Genomic DNA, 17,312 nt, shown 5'->3' on the forward strand with positions numbered 1-17,312 from the left:
ACAGACAGTTGAAGTGAGTGGCTCATGGATTTAGGGATCGATCGACAAGCCCTGGTACCGGTTGTTCAGCAGATCGTCAGCGCGGTGGCAGAATGGATTCGCAAGGAGGGGGTGAGCCCTGGCACACGCTTGCCGTCCATTCGCCAATTGGCCCTCGATAACCTGCTGAGCCAGGCCAGTGTGATCGAGGCATTCGAACGATTGGTGGCCCAGGGGCTGCTGGCCCCCCGACATGGCTCGGGGTTTGTGGTGGCGTCACCCACGACGGTCCACGAAAACCATTGGTATGAGGGTGCGGAACAGGGCTGGGGGGCATTTACCGATGGCCCACTGGGCCAGCTGAAGCTGGGCTGCGGCTGGCTACCCGACACCTGGCGCGAAAGCGATGACATCAACTACGCGATCCGCGAACTGAGCCGTACCGACACTGGCGGCCTGTTCAACTACAGCACACCCTTGGGGTTGCCGGCGTTGCGCGAACAACTGCTCAAACGCCTGACCCAGATACACGTGCCCACCAGCCTGGACCGTATTCTCACCACCCACGGCGCCAGCCATGCCCAGGACCTGCTGATACGCACGCTGCTCAAGCCAGGTGATAAGGTGGTGGTCGAGACACCCGGGTATGGCAATCTCTATCGCCAACTGGCCTTTCAGGGCGTTACGCTGCTGCAAGTGCCGCGCACCCGTGGTGGCCCGGATATTCCGGCATTGGAAGCGCTGCTACACATCCACCGGCCCAAGTGCCTGTTCATCAACAGCCTGTATCACAACCCCACGGGGACCAGTTTGAGTCGTCCGGTGGCGGAGCGCTTGTTGGAGTTGGCACGCGAGCGCGACTTCCTGATTATCGAAGAGGACGTTTACGGCGACCTGCAACATGCCAGTTGCACACGCTTGTCGGCGCTTGCCCATGATGAGCGGGTGATCTATGTGTCGAGCTTTTCCAAGACACTGAGCAGTGCCCTGCGCGTGGGTTACCTGTGCGCCAATGCCGCGATCATCACGCAATTGGTCCAGCTCAAGACCCTGACAGGCATCGGCACCTCACGGTTTGCCGAAGCCATGGTGGCGACGTTGCTGAGTAACGGCACTTACCGTAAGTGGATGCAGCGCCTGCGCAAGCGCCTGACTGCGCAGATGGCTGCCACTCTGCAGGTGCTGGAGGATGAAGAGTGGCAGGTATTTGCCGCACCCGCGGGCGGGATGTTCCTGTGGGCACGACCAGGCTTGGCCGACCCCTTGCGATTGCAAGCCTGCGCCCAGCGGCTGGGTGTGTTGCTGTCGCCGGGTGCGTTGTTCAGCCCCACGGGTGAGCGCAGCGAATGGCTGCGCATCAATGTGGCCTACGCCGCTGATCAACGCGCATTGACGCTGTTCCGCGCTATGGGTGCAGCGAGATCGACCTCGACCATTCTGAAAACGACGCACATGTAGCTTTTTGCCATTATTCCGGCGCCAGCGGCTTGTGCTCAGTGCCTCGGGGTTGCGAATCTCGCTGCTTGTAAACCTGGCTTATGGCATTTGCCATCGCAAGAGGATCAAGTGCAATGATTTCGGGCGTGCAACGACGTTTCGCCAACCTCGGTATGGCAAAAAAACTCGGCTTGGGTTTTACCCTGGTACTGCTGTTGACGGCCCTGGTAGCGGCCATCGGTGTGTGGTCCCTGCAGACCATCGGCCAGCGCTTCGAAGGCCTTACGTCGATGTCGACGCTCAACAGCGACCTGCTCAAGGTGCGCTTGATCGAGCAAGACTATGCGTTGCACGCCGACCCCAAGGCCGTTGAGGCCCTGCATGCCAGTGTCGATGCGCTGATGGCCCAGGCCACGCGTCTCAAGGCACGGTCCGCCAGCAACGAGCGAGTGATGGGTGATGTTGAGCAAGCTTTGGTCGCCTATCGCCAGGCATTCGATGAGTTCGTCGAGTTGACCCAGACCAAAGACCTCGCCCTGGAAATGGCCAGTTGGTCGGTGTCCAGCGTGGCCAATAACCTGGATGTGCTGCAAGCCGGGCTGGCGGACGACGGCGCCTATGGCCTCAAGGAAAGCCAAGGCAAGGAGGGCGCGGCGTTTATCGAGCAGGCAGGGCAGGTCAGCCAGGTGTCGCGGCTGATGTTGCAGGCCATGAACGAAGCGCGGGTGCGCCTGGATCAGAGCCGCAGGGCGGACGCAGACGACGCCGCGCAGGGCAAGATCGAGCAAGCCGACCAGGCCCTGGCTGAAGTCGAGACACTCAAAACCACGGTCAAGGACCCCGGCTACCAGACCGTGCTCAACGAAGTCGCCGGGCATATCGCGTCGTTCAGTGAAAAGCTCGGCGAATACACCGGGCTGCTGGCCCAGGAAAAAGTGGTCTACACGCAATTGCATGACCGCGCCGAGCAAGTGGTCAGCCGGGTCAACCAGGCGTATGCCGCCGAAGACCAGTCCATGCAAACACAGTTGCAGCACAGCACGTTGCTGATCATCGGCTCATCCGCCCTGGCGCTGCTGGTGGGCTTGATCGCTGCATGGGTGATCACTCGCTTGATTGTTGCGCCGTTGCGCGCGGTGATCGCCGTGGCCCAGCAGATCGCCTCGGGTGACCTGAGTGGGCGCATGGAGATCAGCCGTCGTGATGAAATCGGCCAGTTGATGCAGGCGATGCAGCAGATGGGCAATAGCTTGAGCCAGATGGTCAGCGGGTTGCAGGCGGGGATCGAACAGCTCGCCAGCTCCGCGCATTCATTGTCCAGCGTCACCGAGCAAACCACTGCCGAAGTCAGCAACCAGAAGGACGAAACCGAGCAAGTCGCCACGGCGATGAACCAGATGACCGCCACGGTGCACGATGTGGCACGCAATGCCGAGCAGGCGGCCCAAGCCGCGCAGACCGCGGATGCCAAAGTCGATAGCGGCCAACAGGTGGTACGCATGAGCCTTCAGCGTATCGAATTGCTGGCGACGTCGAGCAACAGTGCCAGCGCCAGCATCGAAAGCCTCAGCGCGCAAATCCAGAATATAGGTACCGTCTTGAGCGTGATCCAGAGCGTGGCCGAACAGACCAACTTGCTGGCTTTGAACGCTGCGATTGAGGCGGCGCGTGCCGGTGAGCAGGGGCGTGGCTTTGCGGTGGTGGCCGATGAAGTGCGGGCACTGGCCAAGCGCACCCAACAATCGACCGAGGAAATCGAACGGCTGGTCAGCACGCTGCGCAGTGCGGCGCAGTCCTCGGTGCAGCAGATCCAGCAGAGTGGCGAGCTGGTGAAACTGGCGGTCAGTGATGCACTGGAGACCGAAGGGGCCTTGGGCAGCATTGCGGCGGCTGTTTCATTGATCCAGCAGATGAACCAACAGATCGCCGCCGCCGCCGAGGAGCAAAGCTCGGTGGCCGAAGAGATCAACCGCAGTGTCACCAGTATTCGGGCAAGTGCCGATCATTCTGCGTTGAGCATGCAAGGCAATGCCGCCTCGAGCATCCAGTTGGCGCAGTTGGGCGCGCAACTCAAGGGGATGGTGGGGCATTTCCGCCTTTGATCGCAGCGTAGACGCTGCGATCTGAGGGCTGGGCGATCAGGCGTGGTTGGCGAGGAAGGTCAGCAGCGCCTCGTTGACGAAATCCGGGTTCTCGCGGCTGGAGATATGCCCGGCTTCGGGGATCAGGATCAGGCTGCAACCGATCAGGTCGGCCATTTCCTCGGACTCGGCGGGTGGCCGGGGTTTGTCCTGCTCGCCGCACATCACCAGGGTGGTGTCGGAGTCCAATGCAGGTAAGTGCGCCAAGATGTCTTTGCGGCTGAAGATCAGGCGGCCCAGTGGCACGATACTGTCCAGCAAGCGTTCTTTGGGGAAGCCTTGCAGTGACTGGCGAAAGTCCTGGTACAGCGCGGATTCGCGGTCGATGTTCGGGCGGAAGAAGATCGGTGCGATCACATCCAGCAACGGTTCGGGGATCGCCCCGGCGTCTTCAATCATCTTGAACAGCGAGAAATAGTACTGGCGCGTTGCTTCGGGTTCAGCCCCTAGGTAGGTGTCCATCAGCACCACGCTGTTGATGCGCTCGGGAGCCAGCAGCGCCAGGCGTGCGCCCCACATGCCGCCGACCGAGAGGCCCACCAGGTTGGCTTGCTCGATGCTCAGGTGATCCAGCAGCGCCAGGGCCTGGCGGGCGAGGTCATCCAGGGAATGGGTGTTTGCTGGCAACGGCCCGGACTCACCGTGGCCCCACAACTCGGGGACGATCACACGGTATTGCTGCGACAGCGCTTCAATCTGCGGCGCCCACATGTCGCTGGCCCACAGGTAACTCGAACCCAGTAGCACGACGGGGCCGGCGCCCTGGTCGATATAGTGCAGCGGTTGTCCATCAATCACGGCGACAGGCATAACAGGCCTCTAGTTTCACGGAGTGAGGGGCACTTTTTTACGCTAGTCGGGGGCGGGGGGATAGGGTCATATTAATGGCATGTGGCAGAATCGGATTTTCCTTAGCGGCCCCATTGTGGGAGCTGGCTTGCCTGCGATAAAGGCCTGCCAGCCGATGCTGATCTACCTGACACCCCACCATCGAACTGTGTGCGGGCTTGCTCGCGAAAGCGGCGGGTCAGTCAACATCAATCCTTGCTGAACCGACGTCGTCGCCGGCAAGCCCCACCTTTGACCTTCGTTGCTTTGAGCATTGCGCTCGCGTTGCCATCAATCGTAAATAGCTTTCTTCTTCCACTCGGCGTCAGCGTCAACAACTTTCAAGCCCTCGGTCAACTCGTTGACTTCGTCCTCGGCAGGCTGGCTGTTGGTCAGCACTGTGGAGTTGGCGCGCGCCAGTTGGGACTCCAGCAGTTGCAACTGGGCGCTGTAGAGCACCGGCTCCGGTTGTTTGCGCAGGTACTGCACGCCGCGCTCGAACGCCAGGCGTGCCTGGCCGGGTTGGCCTTGCAGCAGGGCGTGCTGGCCGAGGTTGTTGAAAAACTCGATGTGCAGCAGCACCAGGATATGACGGATTTCCTTGATCCAGTGCTTGGCTTCGTTGGTCGGCAGGAAGCCATCCTGCGCGGCGCGGGTGACTTGGCCGTGCAGGGCTTCGAGCAGGAAGCGCACGTCCTTGGCCTTGGCTTCGGTCTGGATCGGTGCCGGTGGGTTGGCCACCGGAATCGATTCGCCTTGGGCGATCAGCGCATTCAGTTCGGTGATACGCGCCTTGAGCGGTGTGCTGGACTTGTTGAGATTCAACAGGCGCTGGTTGACGTTCAGTTCCAGGCGAGCCAGCAACAGCTTGAGCGCTGGGGTCATCAGTTGGCCGGGGAAGGTCTCGGTAATTTCACCGCAGCGACGCAGCCGATCGTTAAGCTCGATCTCGGTACGCTTCTTTTCCAGCTTGTTGTTTTCCACCACGTGGTTCATGTAGCCAATGGCGATCAGTATTACGATCCCGGCTATTACCAGCAGGGTGATCATGAGTGGTGTCACTGGTGTGACCTCTTTAATAGGGTTTGCTGTGGAGTGTAGTGACTGGGTCATCCGGCGGATAGGACCGATCGACCAGTTGCCCAGGTGATTTCTTCTATATAAGTAGGCGTTCCCTGAATGGATGCACATTGCCATCATTTGCCTGGGTGAACTATAGCGTCTTGTCGAACGCCAGAATATAGGCGTCAAGGCTCGGACGGTGCCAATGCCCGCGAAGGCCGTGAAACCATGGCGAAGTCATTGATTTAAATAAATTTATCCTTGGGGGTTGACGACCTTTCAATCCATCCATAGAATGCGCGCCACTTACAGCGTAAAGCACACAGCGAAACGCGGTAGGGAGTGAATGTTGTACGTGTGTCCCCTTCGTCTAGTGGCCTAGGACACCGCCCTTTCACGGCGGTAACAGGGGTTCGAGTCCCCTAGGGGACGCCATATGCGGGAATAGCTCAGTTGGTAGAGCACGACCTTGCCAAGGTCGGGGTCGCGAGTTCGAGTCTCGTTTCCCGCTCCAATTTACAAGCAGTGTGGCCTTCGGGCGGCATTGAGTGAAACCAGGACCAAGTCTTCGGACAAGGCCTCTGGGCACTGGAACACACACCATGTGTTTCAGTAGCGTGTCCCCTTCGTCTAGTGGCCTAGGACACCGCCCTTTCACGGCGGTAACAGGGGTTCGAGTCCCCTAGGGGACGCCATTTGCGGGAATAGCTCAGTTGGTAGAGCACGACCGCGATCTCTTTGTTGGAGAACCCACTGAGCAGTAACTTGAGTACGTCCTTTTCACGTGCCGTTACTTGTGCTTCCAACTGAGTAAGTGCCTCAGCCCATGGGGCCGGCTCGGCAAGATTTTTTGCCGGGTCAGTTTCAAAGCCCATGCGTTGATGCATCATTGCCGTTACCCACGGCTTGATCATGTCCAATACCGTTATCTGCGCCTGGGTGAATCGCAGGTTGCTGCCAAACGACATGCACAGCGTTGTACCGGCATCGAGCCTTACATTGTATTGCGCCTCATCGACCGAGATGTATTGCGCGAAATATTGCTGGTAGTACTCGGTTTCCCGGAAGTGTTCCGGCGCAATGTCGAGCAGATGGAAGAACCCGCTCTGTGGGTTTTCTCGATCAGCGATATAAAACGGGTCCAGCAGATACAGGCCTTTCACATAGCGGTGAATAAAGGCGTCGATTTCTTCGCTGTCTGCTACTTCGGGCAGGCTGATCACACGCACTGCGTGGTCGCCAAAAACCAGCACCACCCAATTGTCTATCTGCACATATTCATTCAATACGCGAATCAACGAACTCCAGAACTCAGGGCGATCGAGCTGCATGATCAGTTTTCCAACCGATCGGTGCCAAGCCAGGCTATGAAGGTCAAGCGACATGTTCTACCCCTTTAGGGTTAGGGCTTTGCAGGCCAGAGCTAAGTACTTGTAGGTATTTACTATTCGCCGAGGCTCGGTATATTCACCCCGAGCTTACGATAGCCATGAGGGCGCGTCGTGTGGACAGGGATAGTCATATGAGTCGAGCACACTTGCGAGCTATTTTTTTAGCTTCGCTTATGGGCGCTGCAATCAGCACGCCCGCAGCCGCCGCTGAATCTTCGGTGTATCTGTATAACTGGTTCGGGTTTCTTGAACCGCAGACGCCCAAGCAATTCCAGCAGGAGACCGGCATCAAGCTGCATATGGATGCTTTCGACAGCGCCGAAATCATGCAGAGCAAGGTCATGGCTGGGCGCACCGGCTATGACCTGGTGGTGGCCACCTCCAATGTATTGCCGGGCTTGATCAAGGCCGGGGTGCTGCAGCCGCTGGACCGCGCGCAGTTGAGTAACCTTTCGCACATCGACCCTGACATCCTCTCCCTGCTGGCGGTCAATGACCCCGGTAACCGCTACGCCGTGCCCTATGTCTGGGGCACCACCGGCATTGGCTACGACGTGGATAAAGTCAAGGCGGCGCTGGGCGATGACGCCCCGGTGGACAGCTGGGACCTGATCTTCAAAGAAGAAAACATCAGCAAGCTCAAGTCTTGTGGCGTGGCCATGCTCGACTCCCCCAGCGAGATCATTTCCATTGCCCTGCACTACCTGGGGCTGCCCAGCAACAGCACTGATCCCGAGGATTACCAGAAGGCCCAGGCGCTGTTGTTGAAAATCCGTCCCTATGTGCTCTATTTCGATTCGTCCAGAATCGACACCGACCTGGCGGACGGCAATATCTGTGCAGTCGTCGGCTGGGCCAATGGTGCCCTGGCGGCGCAGGCGATTAATGAAAAGTCCAACAGTGGCCGCAAGATTGCCTACAGCCTGCCGCGCGAAGGCGCCTTGGTCTGGTCTGAAAACTGGGTGTTGCTCAAGGACGCTCGCCACCCAAAGGCAGCTCTGGCGTTCATCAACTACATGCTGCGGCCACAGGTGATAGCCAAGACATCCAACTACATGCTCTATCCCAACGCCAATAAAGACGCCACTGAGTTCGTCGAACAAAAGTTGCGGGATAACCCTTGGATCTATCCCGATAAAAAGACCATGGCCACACTGGTTCCGCTTGAGCCCTTGCCGCTGAAGGCGGAGCGCATTCGCACACGGGTCTGGACCAAGGTCAAAAGCGGTACGTGACGGGGACGAGGTCGGGGAGGGAGACAGCATGCGCCAGGGTGGTGATCAGCGCTATTTAGAGTCGGACGACTACAAGGCCTACAAAGAGATTGAAGAGCAGATCGGCCTGTGTACGCCAGAACAGGCCTGGGCCATGTACTACGTTTCGACGGGCATGGTGCGGGAAAATATTACCCTGGCGGTGATGGAGCACATTGGCCGGGGTAATCGTGCCCTGTTGCTTGAGTTTCCAGATCTGGTGCGAGTCGCAGGGCGTGACGCTGAGCCGGGTGAGATCGCCTCAAACTGGCCTCTGCTGCGAAGGCGTCGTCGATAAGTCTACTGTGCGTATCTCTGGATGGGCGAGGTGCAGGCGGTTGTAGGTTATTATTGTGAAGCTTGTAGGGAAAGTCTGTGTTTTTTGTAGGGTGGATGCCTTTTCGCCCTGTGCTCTCTACTCTGGCCACCCATTCTCCTTGTCCACTTCAGAGAACTGACCGGATGCTTCAACTCGATTTCTATTCAACCCTCGTTGCCGCTTCACTGGTGCTATTGCTGGGGCGCGGGCTTGTGGCTCGCATCGGCTTCTTACGTACCTACAACATTCCGGAACCCGTAGCCGGTGGCCTGTTGGTCGCCATGCTGCTCCTGGCGTTGCGCGGGTTTGCCGATATCGAAGTACGCTTCGATCCTTCATTGCAAACCCCCTTGATGCTGGCGTTCTTTGCCACCATCGGTTTGAACGCCGATTTTGCCAGCCTGAAGAAAGGCGGGCGGATCCTGGCGGTGTTTCTGCTGGTGGTAACGGGCTTGCTGGTGGTGCAAAACGCCATGGGTATCGCGCTGGCCTCGGCGCTCGGGCTTGACCCATTGATGGGCCTGCTTGCGGGTTCGGTGACTCTGTCCGGTGGGCATGGCACCGGTGCGGCCTGGGGCGCGGTGTTCAGTGAGCAGTATGGCGTGGCGTCTGCGTCTGAACTGGCGATTGCCTCGGCGACCTTTGGCCTGGTGCTCGGTGGCCTGATCGGCGGGCCCGTGGCGCGTTTTCTGATCAAGCGGGTCGAGGTGCCAGGTATTGGGCAACCGCAGTCGAGCCTGGCCAAGGGGTTCGAACAACCGAATGAAGAGCGCCTGATCACCGCGTTTTCGTTTATCGAGACCCTGGCGCTGGTGGCGATCAGTCTGCAGGGCGGCAACTTGTTGAATGCCGCCATCCAAGGCACCGCGTTCGAATTGCCGACGTTCGTGTGCGTATTGTTCGTCGGTGTGGTGCTGCGCAATGGGCTGTCGATGCTCGGCTGGCATCAGGTGTTCGAGCGCGAAGTCTCGGTGCTGGGCAATGTCAGTTTGTCGTTGTTCCTGGCGATGGCGCTGATGTCACTCAAGCTCTGGGACTTGGCGGCACTGGCTTTGCCGATTGTCATTCTGCTGGCCGCACAGGCATTGCTGATGGCGCTGTTCGCGATTTTCGTGACGTTCCGGGTGATGGGCCGCAACTACGATGCGGCGGTGCTGGCGGCAGGCCATTGCGGCTTCGGGCTTGGCGCAACGCCCACGGCGATTGCCAATATGCAGGCGGTAACGCAGCGCTTCGGGCCCTCGCAGATCGCGTTTCTGGTGGTGCCGATGGTGGGCGCGTTCTTCATCGATATCGCCAATGCGGTGGTGATCAAATTGTATCTGGCGCTGCCGTTCCTGGGGGCCGCTGGGTAAGTTTTTCAACGCCTGCCTACGGCGTTCATCGCCTGGGCCAGGCGCCGCGTGGCTTGCTGGATTTCATCCCGGTCGAGGGAGGCAAAGCCCAGGCGCAGCGCGTTTACCGGCTGGTCGTTGGGTGAAAACTGACGACCGCTGCGCACCACGACGCCGTGGTCCAATGCGGCGCTTGCCAACTTATCGACGTCTATTTCTTCCTCGAAACGTACCCATAGCGCCAAGCCCCCCTCGGGTTCGCGCACCTGTATGCGAGCGCCAAACGCCTGGTCCAGGCAGTCCTGCAGCACGGATCGGCGCGCCCGATATTCTTTCGACACGCGGCGCACATGCTTCTTCAACTCCCCGTCATTGATCAGGTCTGCCAGCATGGCTTGAGCGACCGCGTCGGCATCGCCCAACATCAGCGCGGCATTGCGCTGCAGGGCTTCAATCACAGAGGTGGGCGCGACGATATAGCTGCAGCGGAACGTCGAGCCCAGCACTTTGGACAACGAGCCGATATACAGCACATGGCGTTGGGCGCGGTCACTGGCCAGCGGTAGGTAAGGGCGGCCACTGAAATGATATTCGTGGTCGTAGTCCTCTTCGATAATGCACAAGTCATGCAGCGCGGCCAACGCCAGCAAGTGTTGCCGGCGGGCGGCATGCAGGCTCACGGTGGTGGGGAACTGGTGATGGGGCGTGAGGTAAATCATGCGCACCTTATGCTCACGGCATAAGCGCTCGACCTGGTCGGTGCGACAACCTTCATCGTCGATGTCGACCGTGACCAACTGAGCCCCGAGCTGACGGAAAATTTCCCAGGCCGGTGGGTAGCTCAAGCGTTCCACCAGTACCACGTCGCCGGGCTTGAGCAGCAGGCTGGCGCTCAGGTACAGGGACATCTGGGTGCCCTGGGTCAGGCAGATATTTTCGGCAGTGACCGTCAGCCCACGGTTGTTACGCAGCATCTCGGCCAGGGCACAGCGCAAATGATAGCCGGTGCCCTCACTCCCGTAACGCACGGTATTGGAGGCGAAACTGTTGCGCAATGCATGGCGATAGTAACGGTGCAAAACGGCCTGGGGCAGCAGGCGGTGGTCGCTGGTGCCGTTGTCGAAAAACAGCGCGCCGTGTCGATGCTCAAGCGCGACCACTTGGGCGTTATGGGTGAAATAGGGTACCGCTGGTTGGTGCAGTAATTGCGGTGCGAAAGACGGTTGTGTAACGCTGGGCAGTTGCGTGGGTGTCAACTGCGCATTGACGAAGGTGCCACGGCGCGGCTCGCTGATCAGCCAGCCCTTGGTCATGGCTTCTTCGTAGGCCAGGATCACCGTCTTGCGGTTGACGTCGAGCAAGTGTGCCATTTCCCGCGTGCCCGGCAGTAACGTCCCGGGCGGCAGGCGGCCTTCGAGGATGGCATTGACCAAGCCTTCGGCGATCTTGCGGTAAGTCGCCTGGCTTGCACCTTCTTCAAGCCGGAGCAGTGGACGCCATTTACGCATCTGGACCATCTGAAGTATCCAAATCTGGAGGTTTTAATGGGCCTAGTCTAGCGCAACAATCAAGCCTTACTTATCCCGAGGTCTTTATGAATAAACGTCATGTCATCGAACTGTCGCCCTCGGGGAAAATCTTTGAAGCGGGCGATGAACTCTTGCTCGACGCCATGCTCGCCAGCGGCTTGGCCGTGCCGTTCTCCTGCCGCCGTGGCGCCTGCGGTTCGTGCAAGGTGGTGGTCGCCGAAGGTGCGTACCGGGCCAAGCGCCTTGCGCCGGGTGCGCCGGCGCCTTCTTATCCTCTGGCAGCCAATGAAATGTTGTTATGCCAGAGCCACGCCTGCGGCGACATGCGCCTGCGTATTCCCGGCTGGTCGCTGGATACGCCCGCGCTGGTAGTGGCGGCGCAAGTGCATAGCAGGCGTGCGCTGGGCCCCGATGTGATCGAGTTGGTATTGATACCCGAAAGCCCAGTGGCGGTGCGGCCTGGTCAATACCTCAAGTTCCGCCTGGCGGACGGTGACACGCGCTGCTTTTCGGTTGCCAACCTGCCCGCCGATGATGAAGGGCGGTTGATCTTCCAGATTCGAAGGGTGAGTGGCGGGTACTTTTCCGAGGGTATCCTGGGTGATCTCGGCGCGGGTGAGCGTCTTCACGTGGAAGGGCCGTTTGGTGCCTGTACCTGGCAGGACGAAGAGGCGGCGCCCGTGGTCCTATTTGCCACGGGCACTGGTTACGCGGGCATCAAGCCGATCCTGCTGACCGCGCTCAAGCGCGATGTCGAAGTGACGTTGTATTGGGGGGGCGCGCAATCGGCGGACTTTTATGACAGCGTCTTCCTCGACCACGCGATGCTTGAGCATCCCCGTTTTCGCTGGCATCCCGTGCGGTCATCAGAGGGCAGGGTGCAGGAGGTTGCATCGGGTCACGGGCATCACTGGGAGCAGGTCCAGGTGTATGCGTGCGGTAATGGTGCAATGCTCAGCCAGGTGCGCACCCATTGCCTTGAAGCGGGGTTGGCTAGCCACCGGTTTATCGCGGAGGCGTTTGTTGCCAGTGGTCGGTCAAGTGCGGAAACGGTTTCCCTGTCGTTCGACCCGGTCTGGGAGAAAGTCGGCCCGCGTTATTCCTTGGACGGCATGTTGGCTGCGCGGGAAAAATCCATGCGTGCCCTGGGGGCCATTGCCAGCCAGTTGAAGATCGGCATGACCACCGGCGAGGCCCTTGAGATGGCCGCAAGGCAACTGCAGGCCATGGGCGCTTCGCACACCTGGCATCCGACCTACATTCGTTTTGGCGCCGACACTGTGCGCCCACCGCGCGAGGGTGTTGATCGTCAGCGCAGGCTGCGCGCTAATGACATTGCCGTGGTCGATCTTGGCCCGGTGTGGGATGGCTACGAAGGGGACTATGGCGATACGTTTGTGTTCGGCGATGCGCCGTTGCACCAGGCCTGCAAAACGGCCGTGCACGAAGTGTTTGATGAAACACGCCAGGCGTGGCTGCGTGGCCTGACTGGGCGTGAACTCTACGACTTCGCCGAGCAGAGCGCCCTGTCCAAAGGCTGGAGATTGGCACGCAACCTGGCAGGGCACCGCCTTGCAGATTTCCCCCATGCGTTGTTCGAGAGCAAAGTGTTGGCTGACCTGGAGATCCCACCGAGTGAAATGGCCTGGGTGCTGGAAATACAGCTGTGCCATCCCACTGAGTCGGTCGGTGGTTTCTTTGAAGACATGCTGATGTTGCAAGGCTGATGTTGCCAAGTTGTGCTTGGCGCGATAGCCCTGCAAAGCGAGATCTCACCCACACCGCCGATCTCCTGTGGGAGCTGTCGAGCTTTAGCGAGGCTGCGAAAGCGGTGGTTCAGGCGCTGAAGAGGGTGCCTGTGCCGCCGCCATCGCAGCCTCGCTGGGGCTCGACAGCTCCCACATTGGGGCGGTGTTGTTGTCGGGAGTTGTGCTTGGCTCGATGGCCCTGCAAGGCGGGATTCCATATACACAGCCGATCCCCTGTGGGAGCTGTCGAGCTTTAGCGAGGCTGCGATAGCGGTGGTTCAGGCGATGAAGAGGTTGACTGTGCCGGCGCCATCGCAGCCTCACCGGGGCCCGACAGCTCCCACATTGGGGCGGTGTTGTTGTCGGGAGTTGTGTTTGGCTCGATGGCCCTGCAAAGCGTGATTCCACATACGCCGATCTCCCGAGCTTTAGCGAGGCTGCGAAAGCGGTGGTTCAGGCGCTAAAGAAGTTGCCTGTACCGCCGCCATCGCAGCCTCGCTGGGGCTTCAACTGGGTCAGAGCTTCGGCAATTGCCCGACGCGGCCCATCATTTCGGTGACGATCTGCAGGTCCAGCAAGAACTGTTCAACCGTCTTGAACTCACTGTCAGTGTGCCCGGTGTACTTCTCTTCCGGGCGGGCCAGGCCGAATTGCACGCCGTTGGGCAGGTCGTGCACCGAGGTTGCGCCGGCCGAGGTGCCGAACTTGTGCGCCATGCCCAGGTTTTCAGTGGCCACTGCCAGCAAGGCTTTTACCCATTCCCCTTCAGGGTTGCGGTACATCGGCGTGTCCAGCGAGTAAGTGAAGCTCACGTTGACCTTGGCGTTCTTGTCCCAGGTGTTCAGCTTCTGCTCGATTTGCGCCTTGAGCGCCTCCGGGGTTTTACCTTTCGGTGCGCGCAGGTTCACGGCCAGTTTGAAGGCTTTGTCATCCTGCCCCACAAACGTCAGCGAGGTGGTCAACGGCCCCATGAAATCATCCGCGTAGCCCACACCCAATTTGCCGCCCAGGTAATCCAGGCCCCAGTTGTCGGCGGCATACCGCGCGGCATCGGTGATGTGGTTGTGCTGGAGGGCGACCTTGCCGTCGAGGCTGTGGATCAGGTCCAGCATACGCGCCACCGGGTTGACCCCGGTTTCAGGCTCGGAGGAGTGAGCGGATACGCCGGTAACCGTGAGTTTGACGTCCTTGCCATCGACCTTGGCCGTCACCTGGAAATTGCCACCATTGCGCTTGGCATAGTCGTCACCGGCCTGTTGCAAGCTGGCGGCCAATTCGGCTGGCGTATCGCTGACCAGCGTGGCCACCGAGGCCGATGGAATCTGGTTGTTCGCCTTGCCGCCGGTCATCGCGATGATTTGCGCGCCTTTGCCTTCGCCCTTGCGCACCGGGAAGGTGGCCATGACCGTACCCGAGCCTTTCTCGGCGATCACCACCGGGTAACCGCCATCCAGCGCCAGGTTGTATTGCGGCACGGGATTGCGTTCGAAGTAGTAAGGAATGGCATCACCGGCGGTTTCTTCAGTGGTGTCCACCAGCAGCTTGAACGTGCGCGCCAATGGCAGTTTTTCTTCCTTGATGACTTTCATGGCGTACATCGTCACCACGATGCCGTTCTTGTCATCCTCGGTACCGCGGCCATACATGCGGTCGCCAATCAGCGTGACCTTGAACGGGTCGAGTTTGGTACCGTCTTGCAGCACCCAGTTTTCCGGAGTCACGGGCACCACATCGGCATGCGCATGCACACCCACGACGTCATCACCGCTGCCCTCCAGGGAAATTTCGTACACGCGATTATCGACGTTACGGAAGTTCAGGTTGAAGGACTTGGCCAAGGCCTCGATCTTCGCCGCGATCTTGAGGAATTCCGGGTTTTTATACTGTGGCAGGCCGTCCACGTTGAACGTGGGGATTTCCACGAGTTCGCGCAGGGTTTCGAGCGCGGCTTTGCCGTACTTCACGCGGGTATAAATGCCCAGCAGGCGATTGATCTCGTTCTGCTGCTCGGCGCTCAGGGTTTTGTTGCCCAGAAACGCGCTGATAGCAGGGCCGGTGTCAGCCGATTTGCCCAGTTCGCTCTTGGCCAGGGTGCCGAGGAAACTGCGAAAATCGGTGGCCGAGTTCTCGCTGAAATGCTTCAGGATGGCTGCGCTTTGGTCTGCGGTGATGTTAGCGGATGCGGGAGTGGCAACTGCCGACAGGCTCGCGGCGAACAAGGTGGCAGCCACCAGTTTTTTCAGTGGAAAGTGCATGGTTAAAGGCATTCCTTTGCAGGTAGTGAGTAGGAGGTTTCTGACGGAAGAGTCAGAAACATTTCCACACACTACCATTACTCAGGTGCCCAAGGTCAATGCTGGCCAGGATGGGCCGCGGGATACTCCTCCGTCACGCTCAAGGCTCTAGCGTAAGGCCCATCCCACAGTTGTTCATGCAATTGGCCTACGCGCTTGGCCATCGCCTCACTGCGCATCACCACTTCCAGATTGCGCGAATTATCCAGGTAGCCGCCCAACCAATTGCTGGTGCCGACCCACGCCACTTGGCCGTCGATCTCCATGGTTTTGCTGTGGATCACCCGCGCATAAGGGATGAAGCCTTGCTTGGCTTCGGGCAGGGTGACGATCTTGATCTCGACATTGGGCAGTACCGCCAGGCTCTTGAGATAAGGCAGTTCCAGCGGGTCGGTGTTCCAGTTGGATACCATCAGCTTGATCAACACGCCACGGGCAGCAGCAGCGCGCACGGCGTTGTCGATCACCGCGTAGTACGGCCGGGTTCGATCCGGTCCGTAGGACAGCGGCGCGTAGTCGAGCAATTGCACGCGTACTTCTTTTTTGGCTTCGCCCAGCAGGCGCGGCAGTTCCAGCTGTGAGTCGCCCACGCCGGGCGGGTTGTAGCGTTGCGGGCTGGCCACCAGGTAGTTGCCGGTACGTGCGGGTGCCGGGCCGCTGGCGGGTAGCGGCACCGGTTGTTTACCCGCCAGCGCGGCCTGGGCTTGCCAGTCTTGCTCGAAGATCGCCTGCACCTGGCCCACCACCGTTTCGTCAGTGATGCGCAGCCCGGTTTCGTGGATATGCTCCAGGGCGCGCCAGTCGAAATTCTGACTGCCGACAAACGCCTGCTTGCCATCCACCAGCAGGTACTTGGCGTGGATGATGCCGCCGCTCAGTTGCCCGTAGGGCAGCACGCGCAAGGTCAGGTTGGGAATGGCGCGCAAGCGTTCCAGGGTGGCGGCATCCGACAGCTTGATGCCTTTTTCTTCGAGCAGGAAACGAATCTTCACGCCGCGTTTGCCGGCGGCTTCCAGGTGTTCAAGCACCGTATTCATCACCGAACCAGGGTGGTCCGCGGCATAGAATTGGCCGATATCAATGCGGCTTTTGGCGCCGTCGAACAGCTCGATCCATACCGGGCCGGGCTGGCGCAGATCGTCGGTGCCCAGGGCGGTGTCCACGGGTACGGTATGCACCAGTTCAAAGCCTGGAATGGAAAAGTCCGCCTGGGCCAGCGGACTGAGGAGCAAGCCGGTGAGGCCGGCGATACGCAACTTCATCGAAAGGGACATAAGCGTCTCATCGCACCAAAGGAAAAGGCGAGCGCCCAAGGCGCCCGCCCTGTAGGTCAAGCCGTGCGGCTGTGCAGCGGGGTGGGCACGCGATGGGGCACTTCATCCTGTGCGCGGGCACCGGTGGCGGCGCGGATCAACAGGATCTTCAACTGGTCGTTGATGCGCTCCAGGCTGTCTTGGAAGAAGTTGTGAAACACCACGCAAAACAGTGCGATGGCGATACCTAATCCCGTGGCGAACAACGCCGTCCCGATACCCCCGGATATCTGCCCTGGGTCCGACACGCCTGCGGTGGCCAGTGCCTTGAAGGTGTCGATGATGCCGAGAATGGTGCCCAGCAGGCCCAGCAGCGGGGCGGCGGTGGTGATGGTCTCGATGATCCACAGGCTGCGGGCCAGTGGGGCGCGCGTCTTCAGGTACTGGGTATCGATTTCGTCGTCCAGGTCTTTGCGCGAACCGTGGGTTGCCTTCTGGGCCAGCACCGGCAAGATCATGTTCAGCGGCAGGCTGTCGCGACGGGTCAGGTTTTCCGGCAGGTCACGCTCGCTGTGCACATTGGCGCCCAGGGCGTCGATCAATGCGCGTGCCTGGCGGCGTACGTAGGCGAAGTAGATACCGCGTTCGATGGCGATGAAGATCGCAATGGCCATCGCCGCGTACATCACATAGAAGGTGACGTCGTGGAGCAGGTTCATATCCATGATGGTGTTCCTCTTGGGG

Annotated in this window: 12 protein-coding genes, 3 tRNA genes and 2 pseudogenes; 10 read left to right on the plus strand and 7 right to left on the minus strand. The window is 59.8% G+C overall.

Going from position 1 to position 17,312, the window contains the following annotated elements; all coding sequences use genetic code 11:
• Positions 1-24: 24 nt before the first annotated feature.
• The 3 genes and pseudogenes from BOP96_RS13665 (at position 25) to BOP96_RS30870 (ending at position 3,518) form a co-directional block, all read left to right on the plus strand.
• On the plus strand, positions 25-1,437 hold the full coding sequence (locus BOP96_RS13665; protein WP_020301709.1) for an aminotransferase-like domain-containing protein: 1,413 nt from the start codon (positions 25-27) through the stop codon (positions 1,435-1,437).
• Between the two features lie 995 nt (positions 1,438-2,432).
• Positions 2,433-2,660: pseudogene (locus BOP96_RS30865) on the plus strand (HAMP domain-containing protein); the annotation flags it as partial.
• Positions 2,661-2,675: 15 nt separating this feature from the next.
• Positions 2,676-3,518 carry a methyl-accepting chemotaxis protein gene (locus tag BOP96_RS30870; protein ID WP_370706333.1) on the plus strand — a complete coding sequence of 281 codons (843 nt, stop codon included), beginning with the start codon at positions 2,676-2,678 and terminating at the stop codon, positions 3,516-3,518.
• Positions 3,519-3,554: 36 nt separating this feature from the next.
• On the opposite strand, the gene BOP96_RS13675 is transcribed toward BOP96_RS30870, so the two are convergent.
• Both BOP96_RS13675 and BOP96_RS13680 read right to left on the minus strand, forming a co-directional pair.
• Positions 3,555-4,367: an alpha/beta fold hydrolase gene (locus BOP96_RS13675; RefSeq protein ID WP_073453073.1), complete on the minus strand. Its 813-nt coding sequence runs from the start codon at positions 4,365-4,367 to the stop codon at positions 3,555-3,557.
• 309 nt (positions 4,368-4,676) lie between these two features.
• Entirely contained in the window at positions 4,677-5,447 is a 771-nt protein-coding gene (locus tag BOP96_RS13680; protein ID WP_032872063.1) for a hypothetical protein, read from the minus strand.
• A gap of 359 nt (positions 5,448-5,806) precedes the next feature.
• Here BOP96_RS13680 and BOP96_RS13685 point away from each other — a divergent pair.
• The 3 genes from BOP96_RS13685 to BOP96_RS13695 all read left to right on the plus strand — a co-directional run bounded on the left by BOP96_RS13685 (position 5,807) and on the right by BOP96_RS13695 (position 6,142).
• Positions 5,807-5,882, plus strand: a tRNA-Glu gene (locus BOP96_RS13685).
• 3 nt (positions 5,883-5,885) lie between these two features.
• Positions 5,886-5,961 (plus strand) — tRNA-Gly (locus BOP96_RS13690).
• Between the two features lie 105 nt (positions 5,962-6,066).
• Positions 6,067-6,142 (plus strand) — tRNA-Glu (locus BOP96_RS13695).
• Between the two features lie 33 nt (positions 6,143-6,175).
• Here the strand turns inward: BOP96_RS13695 and BOP96_RS13700 are convergent.
• Positions 6,176-6,832: pseudogene (locus BOP96_RS13700) on the minus strand (helix-turn-helix transcriptional regulator); the annotation flags it as partial.
• A gap of 137 nt (positions 6,833-6,969) precedes the next feature.
• Here BOP96_RS13700 and BOP96_RS13705 point away from each other — a divergent pair.
• The 3 genes from BOP96_RS13705 (at position 6,970) to gltS (ending at position 9,765) form a co-directional block, all read left to right on the plus strand.
• Positions 6,970-8,073 (plus strand): polyamine ABC transporter substrate-binding protein, encoded by a 1,104-nt coding sequence (locus tag BOP96_RS13705; RefSeq protein WP_014717764.1) that lies wholly within the window; start codon positions 6,970-6,972, stop codon positions 8,071-8,073.
• Between the two features lie 28 nt (positions 8,074-8,101).
• Positions 8,102-8,389 (plus strand): hypothetical protein, encoded by a 288-nt coding sequence (locus tag BOP96_RS13710; protein WP_014717765.1) that lies wholly within the window; start codon positions 8,102-8,104, stop codon positions 8,387-8,389.
• A gap of 164 nt (positions 8,390-8,553) precedes the next feature.
• Positions 8,554-9,765: a sodium/glutamate symporter gene (gltS, locus tag BOP96_RS13715; RefSeq protein WP_014717766.1), complete on the plus strand. Its 1,212-nt coding sequence runs from the start codon at positions 8,554-8,556 to the stop codon at positions 9,763-9,765.
• A 5-nt stretch (positions 9,766-9,770) separates the two neighbouring features.
• Here the strand turns inward: gltS and pdxR are convergent, their stop codons facing one another.
• The gene (gene pdxR / locus BOP96_RS13720) at positions 9,771-11,261 is read right to left on the minus strand and encodes a MocR-like pyridoxine biosynthesis transcription factor PdxR (protein ID WP_019816690.1); all 1,491 of its coding nucleotides are present in this window, start codon (positions 11,259-11,261) and stop codon (positions 9,771-9,773) included.
• A gap of 77 nt (positions 11,262-11,338) precedes the next feature.
• On the opposite strand from pdxR, the gene BOP96_RS13725 reads away from it, so the two are divergent.
• Positions 11,339-13,000: a M24 family metallopeptidase gene (locus tag BOP96_RS13725; RefSeq protein ID WP_073453075.1), complete on the plus strand. Its 1,662-nt coding sequence runs from the start codon at positions 11,339-11,341 to the stop codon at positions 12,998-13,000.
• 536 nt (positions 13,001-13,536) lie between these two features.
• On the opposite strand, the gene BOP96_RS13730 is transcribed toward BOP96_RS13725, so the two are convergent.
• The 3 genes from BOP96_RS13730 to BOP96_RS13740 all read right to left on the minus strand — a co-directional run bounded on the left by BOP96_RS13730 (position 13,537) and on the right by BOP96_RS13740 (position 17,293).
• Complete coding sequence (locus BOP96_RS13730) at positions 13,537-15,276, minus strand: dipeptidase (protein WP_014717769.1); 1,740 nt, start codon at positions 15,274-15,276, stop codon at positions 13,537-13,539.
• Between the two features lie 95 nt (positions 15,277-15,371).
• A complete protein-coding gene (locus BOP96_RS13735) occupies positions 15,372-16,589 on the minus strand; it encodes a phospholipase D-like domain-containing protein (protein ID WP_014717770.1) in 1,218 nt (405 codons plus the stop codon).
• Between the two features lie 56 nt (positions 16,590-16,645).
• The gene (locus BOP96_RS13740) at positions 16,646-17,293 is read right to left on the minus strand and encodes a MotA/TolQ/ExbB proton channel family protein (protein ID WP_003190096.1); all 648 of its coding nucleotides are present in this window, start codon (positions 17,291-17,293) and stop codon (positions 16,646-16,648) included.
• Positions 17,294-17,312 lie beyond the last annotated feature (19 nt).

This window comes from Pseudomonas sp. FSL W5-0203 (assembly GCF_001896155.1).
Taxonomy (GTDB): domain Bacteria; phylum Pseudomonadota; class Gammaproteobacteria; order Pseudomonadales; family Pseudomonadaceae; genus Aquipseudomonas; species Aquipseudomonas paracarnis.

Excerpts from the sequence above, each read along its gene's own strand:
- BOP96_RS13665 (WP_020301709.1), top strand. The coding sequence starts at position 25 with ATGGATTTAGGGATCGATCGACAAGCCCTGGTACCGGTTGTTCAGCAG.
- BOP96_RS30870 (WP_370706333.1), top strand. The coding sequence starts at position 2,676 with ATGGTCAGCGGGTTGCAGGCGGGGATCGAACAGCTCGCCAGCTCCGCG.
- BOP96_RS13675 (WP_073453073.1), bottom strand. The coding sequence starts at position 4,367 with ATGCCTGTCGCCGTGATTGATGGACAACCGCTGCACTATATCGACCAG.
- BOP96_RS13705 (WP_014717764.1), top strand. The coding sequence starts at position 6,970 with ATGAGTCGAGCACACTTGCGAGCTATTTTTTTAGCTTCGCTTATGGGC.
- BOP96_RS13710 (WP_014717765.1), top strand. The coding sequence starts at position 8,102 with ATGCGCCAGGGTGGTGATCAGCGCTATTTAGAGTCGGACGACTACAAG.
- gltS (WP_014717766.1), top strand. The coding sequence starts at position 8,554 with ATGCTTCAACTCGATTTCTATTCAACCCTCGTTGCCGCTTCACTGGTG.
- pdxR (WP_019816690.1), bottom strand. The coding sequence starts at position 11,261 with ATGGTCCAGATGCGTAAATGGCGTCCACTGCTCCGGCTTGAAGAAGGT.
- BOP96_RS13725 (WP_073453075.1), top strand. The coding sequence starts at position 11,339 with ATGAATAAACGTCATGTCATCGAACTGTCGCCCTCGGGGAAAATCTTT.
- BOP96_RS13730 (WP_014717769.1), bottom strand. The coding sequence starts at position 15,276 with ATGCACTTTCCACTGAAAAAACTGGTGGCTGCCACCTTGTTCGCCGCG.
- BOP96_RS13735 (WP_014717770.1), bottom strand. The coding sequence starts at position 16,589 with ATGTCCCTTTCGATGAAGTTGCGTATCGCCGGCCTCACCGGCTTGCTC.
- BOP96_RS13740 (WP_003190096.1), bottom strand. The coding sequence starts at position 17,293 with ATGGATATGAACCTGCTCCACGACGTCACCTTCTATGTGATGTACGCG.